Source organism: Methylobacterium indicum, from assembly GCF_001043895.1.
Lineage (GTDB): Bacteria > Pseudomonadota > Alphaproteobacteria > Rhizobiales > Beijerinckiaceae > Methylobacterium > Methylobacterium indicum.
This window is the reverse complement of sequence record NZ_JTHF01000339.1, coordinates 1-4,367: the sequence shown is the minus strand read 5'-3', so window position 1 is coordinate 4,367 and position 4,367 is coordinate 1. Positions and strand designations below refer to the sequence as shown.

The 4,367-nt window shown below is 69.3% G+C and carries 5 protein-coding genes; 1 reads left to right on the top strand and 4 read right to left on the bottom strand.

Going from position 1 to position 4,367, the window contains the following annotated elements; genetic code table 11:
* A partial coding sequence (locus QR78_RS29480; RefSeq protein ID WP_048431183.1) for a GNAT family N-acetyltransferase occupies positions 1-550 on the bottom strand: 550 nt, incomplete at its 3' end.
* Here QR78_RS29480 and QR78_RS34560 point away from each other — a divergent pair.
* Complete coding sequence (locus tag QR78_RS34560; protein WP_125901382.1) at positions 537-776, top strand: hypothetical protein; 240 nt, start codon at positions 537-539, stop codon at positions 774-776. The genes QR78_RS29480 and QR78_RS34560 overlap by 14 nt on opposite strands.
* A gap of 129 nt (positions 777-905) precedes the next feature.
* Here the strand turns inward: QR78_RS34560 and QR78_RS29475 are convergent, their stop codons facing one another.
* From QR78_RS29475 to QR78_RS29465, 3 genes are all read right to left on the bottom strand, one after another.
* On the bottom strand, positions 906-2,270 hold the full coding sequence (locus tag QR78_RS29475; protein ID WP_202972727.1) for an LLM class flavin-dependent oxidoreductase: 1,365 nt from the start codon (positions 2,268-2,270) through the stop codon (positions 906-908).
* A 202-nt stretch (positions 2,271-2,472) separates the two neighbouring features.
* Positions 2,473-3,810: an LLM class flavin-dependent oxidoreductase gene (locus QR78_RS29470; RefSeq protein WP_048431182.1), complete on the bottom strand. Its 1,338-nt coding sequence runs from the start codon at positions 3,808-3,810 to the stop codon at positions 2,473-2,475.
* Positions 3,811-3,908: 98 nt separating this feature from the next.
* The coding region (locus QR78_RS29465) for an ABC transporter permease (protein ID WP_048431181.1) at positions 3,909-4,367 on the bottom strand (459 nt) is incomplete at its 5' end.

Below are 4,367 nucleotides of genomic sequence, written 5' to 3'. Positions count from 1 at the left end.
CGGCCCCCCCGCCCGCCGCCTCGAACGACGCGGCGGGCGGGGTGGCCGGGGTGGTGGGGCGGACGCTCGAACCCAGAGCTTTCTCGAACGGCAGGGAGCGGTACAGCAGCGGGTCGGCGGTATCGTCGAAGAGCGGCCGGTAGCCGAGGGAGGCGTAGAGCGCCGTCGCCTCGGGCTGGCGAAACCCCGTGGTCAGGTAGGCCCGCCCGTAGCCGAGCCGGACGGCGCTCTCCTCGAGCTCCCGGACGACGAGCTTCGCGAGTCCCTGGCGGCGCAGGTCGGGCCGGGTCCAGATGCGCTTGAGTTCGACCGTCGCGTCGTCGTGGCTCATGAACGCGCCGCCGGCGATGGTCTCCCCGTCGCGCACGACGAGCAGGAAGTCCCCGAGCGGCGGGCGATAGGCCTCGGCGGGGTAGCGCAGGATCTCGGCCCGGGCGCCGCCCGGCCGGCTCACCGCGCCGTAGCGGCCGTCATACTCGGCCACCAGCCCGTCGAGGAGGGGTTGGGCGGCAGCCTCCAGGGGCGACGAGCGGACGATGACGTCGGTCATGGTGGGCTCCGGAATCGGGGAATTCGGCACAGGGTCGCGCGCCGGCGCGCAGGCATCGGACGACATCAACCGAAGAAGTTCGCCGCGCCACGTTCGTTTTGATGATGATTATCGCAGATCGCCCAGGACTTATCTCGCGCTTGGCGGGGCGTTCCTGGAAAAAGCGTGCGGTCTGGCTTTTTCGACTATCGAGATATTCAACCAGGATCGCGGATCGCGTCAATGAAAGCGATCTCTCTTTTTGCGTGGGTTCGAAGGACGAACAGGCTGCCGGCACCGGCCCACGTGGGAAACCCGCCATCCATCCGCGATCGCCGCGCGGTTCGGACGAAGGACGAGGCGCGTCCGCAGCGCCTCATCGCTTCCGGCGAAAGCCGGCGCCGGGATGGCTGTCGGCCAGGTGCGCACCGCGTCCGGAAAACAGCTTCTCCCGCAACGTCCCCTCGCGATAGGCGGTCTTGAACACGCCGCGGGCCTGCAACTCGGGCACGAGCAGGTTCACCACCGCGTCGAGCGATTCCGGCATCACCGTGCGCACGAGGTTGAAGCCGTCGACGTCCGTCTCGTCCACCCAGGACAGGAGCTCGTCCGCAACCTCGTTGGCCGAGCCGACCACCACCGCCGCCCGCGCGCCGGCCGGCGTGAAGTCGAGGAGGTCGCGCACCAGGGTCGGCCGCTCGGCGCGGGTGAGGTTCTCCACCGTCGAGCGGATCGCGTTGGTGCGTCGGAAGGCGAGGGGATCGTCGAGGGACAGGCCCGAGAGGTCGATCCCGGTCCAGCCGGACACGAGCGCCAGCTGGCCCGATGCATCGATGTAGCGCCGGTACTCGTCGCGCAGGTCGCGGGCCTCGGCCGAGGTTGCTGCGACGATCACCGTGGCGCCGAGGAAGGTCAGGACGTCGTAGGGGTCGCGCCCCGCCTCCCGGGCCGCCTCGCGCACGCTTCGCACCGCCTTCGCGGCGGCGGGCTTTGTCGGGCCGTTGAGGAAGACGCTCTCGGCGTGGCGCCCGGCGAACCGCACGCCCCGCTCCGAGGTGCCGGCTTGATAAAGAACCGGCGTGCGCTGCGGCGAGGGCTCGGCGAGATGGCGCGCATCGACCTTGTAGTACGGGCCATCATGCACGATGCGGTGCACCTTGTCCGGCCGCGTGAACACGCCCGCCGCCCGGTCCCGCACGACCGCGCCGTCCTCCCAGGAGCCCTCCCACAGCTTGTAGACCGCCGCCATGAAGTCCTCGGCCGCCTCGTAGCGCTGGTCATGGTCGCGCGAGACCGGCAACCCCATGCCGCGGGCGCCGCTGTCGAGGTAGCCCGTCACGATGTTCCAGCCGAGGCGGCCACCGGTGAGGTGGTCGAGGGTCGTGAAGCGGCGGGCGAACTGGAACGGGTGGTCGTAGGTCAGGTTCGACGTGATGCCGAAGCCGAGATGGCGCGTGACGTGCGCCATGGCCGAGACCGCGAGGACCGGGTCGGCGTTGGGCGCCTGGGCGCCGGCGAGGAGCGCGGCGTCGCCATTGCCCGCATAGACGTCGTAGAGACCGAACACGTCGGCGATGAACAAACCGTCGAGGAAGCCACGTTCCGCCGTTTGCGCCAGGTCCGTCCACCAGGACAGCGTGTTGTAATCGGCCTGGGTGTCGCGCGGGTGGCGCCACAGGCCGGCCCAGTTGTGCGACGGGGCTGCCATCTGGAAGGCGTTCAGGCGAAGCTCGCGGCGCATCGTCATCGTCTCGACCGAATCTCTCACCGCGGCTCGCGGCGGCGTCTCGTGGACGATGTCGCCGATGAAGATGCGCAAGTCAAATTAGTTTATCGGAATTATCAACTATCCGTCCTATATTCTCGACCGCGGTATCGCCGGCGGCCATCCCACGATACGGCATCGCCCCGGCGTGCTGCCGGGGGCTACTCCGCGGAACGCCTCACGCTAGCGACTTCGCCGACCGGCCTGTGGCAGGCGGCCGCGAGCCGAGATGGGAGCGCAGGGTGGTACCCTCGTACTCGGTGCGAAAGAGGCCGCGTCGGCGCAGCTCGGGCAGAACGAGCTCGATGAAGTCGTCGAGCCCGCCCGGCAGGGTCGGCGGCATGATGTTGAAGCCGTCGGCGCCCCCGGCCCGGAACCGCGCTTCCATCTCGTCGACGATCTGTGCCGGCGTGCCGACGATCTGCGAATGGCCGCGCGCCCCGGCGATGCGCAGGTAGAGTTGGCGCAGGCTCAGCCCCTCGCGCCTGGCGAGATCGAGCATCAACTGCTGGCGCGACTTGGCGCCCTCGGTCGCGGGCAGTTCCGGCACCGGACCTTCGGGATCGAAGCCCGAGAGGTCGTGGCCGACCATGCGGCTGAGGAGCGCCAGCCCCACCACCGGGTCGATCAGCGCCTGCAACGCCTCGAACTTGTCGCGCGCTTCCGACTCGGTGCGGCCGACGACGGGAAACAGCCCCGGCATCACCTTGAGGTCGTCGGGCGAGCGGCCGAACCGGGCCATCCGCCCCTTCAGGTCACGAGTGAACTCGACCGCTTCGGCGAGGGTCTGGTTCGCCGTGAACACGATCTCGGCGGTGCGCGCCGCCAGATCCTTGCCGGGACCCGACGAGCCGGCTTGGACGAGCACCGGCTGGCCTTGCGGCGTGCGCGAGATGTTGAGGGGGCCGCGGACCTCGAAATGCTTGCCCTTGTGGTCGAGGGGCCGGAACCCGTCGGGCTTCGAGAACTGGCCCGACGCCTTGTCGATCACGACCGCATCGTCGTCCCAGGTGTTCCACAGCCCCAGCACCACGTCGACGAATTCTTCCGCCCGCTCGTAGCGGTCGGCGTGGCGGGCGATCTTGTCGTTGCCGAAATTCGCCGCCTCCAGGTCGGTCGCCGAAGTGACGAGGTTCCAGCCGGCGCGGCCACCGCTCAGGTGGTCGAGGGAGGCGAAGCGGCGGGCGACGTTGTAGGGCTCGTTGAAGCTCGTCGAGGTGGTGGCGACGAGGCCGATGCGGCTCGTGACCGCCGCGAGGGCCGAGAGCAGGGTGACGGGCTCGAAATGCGTCGAGCGGGCGGTGCGCTCGCTGGAGCGCAGGTCGGCATCGCGGATGCCGGTGCCGTCCTCCAGGAAGATCAGGTCGAACTTGGCGGCCTCGGCGCGCTTGGCCCAGCTCACGTACCGGTCGAGGTTGATCCCGCCATCGGCCTCGCTCGACGGGTGGCGCCAGCCGGCGACGTGGTGGCCGGTGGCGTAGAAGAAGGCGCCGAGGCGCATCGTACCCTGTGTCATCGCTCGCTCGAATGCCGGGACCTGTGCCGCCTCCTCGGGCGCAGTTTTCCACCTGGAGGCCTTTTCCATCCTATCGGGCTCGTCTCGTCAGGCTTGTCCTATCGGACTTGCCCCCAGCGCCGGACCGTCACCCTCTCCAGGCTCGCGAACACCACCGTCTCGACCACGAGGCCGATGGCGATGACGAGAAGCAGGCCGGCAAAGACCCGGTCGGTGTAGAGCTCGTTGCGGTTCTGGAAGATGTACCAGCCGAGGCCGCCCCGGCCCGACGAGGCGCCGAAGACCAGTTCCGCTGCGATCAGCGTGCGCCAGGCGAAGGCCCAGCCGATCTTGAGCCCCGACAGGATCGCCGGCAAAGCCGCCGGGACCAGGATCTGGCCGACGTAGCGTAAGCCTTCGAGCCCGTAATTGCGCCCGGTCATGCGGAGCGAATCCGGTACGGCCTGGAAGCCCGCATAGGTGTTCAGCGCCAGCGGCCACAGCACCGCGTGGACGAGCACGAAGATCAGGCTGCCCTGTCCGAGCCCGAACCACAAGAGCGCCAGCGGCAGGAGCGC